Origin of the sequence: Angustibacter sp. Root456 (assembly GCF_001426435.1) — a bacterium.
In the GTDB taxonomy this organism is placed as follows: domain Bacteria; phylum Actinomycetota; class Actinomycetes; order Actinomycetales; family Angustibacteraceae; genus Angustibacter.
Genome location: NZ_LMER01000016.1, coordinates 1 through 225 on the forward strand (window position 1 = coordinate 1; position 225 = coordinate 225).

The window sequence follows — 225 nt, forward strand, 5'->3', positions numbered from 1 at the left end:
GGCGAGGTGCTGCAGGGCGTCGTGGCGGCGTTGGCCGGGGCTGCGGGGGTCCAGGGTGCTGTCTTCGGCGGGTTGGGGGGCGGACCAGGCGTCCAGGGCGGCCTTGAGTGCTGCCCCGCACTCTTTGGTGAGCAGGCCCTGGACGAACGTCATGCCCGAGGTGTCGGTGGCCATCACGAACGACCGCTTGCGTTCCTGGGCTCGCTCGTCTCGGGCGAGGCGGTC

General features: G+C 72.0%; 1 protein-coding gene. It reads right to left on the reverse strand.

From position 1 onward, the window contains the following. On the reverse strand, positions 1 to 225 hold a 225-nt coding region (locus ASD06_RS09895), incomplete at both ends, for a DUF222 domain-containing protein (RefSeq protein WP_056676548.1).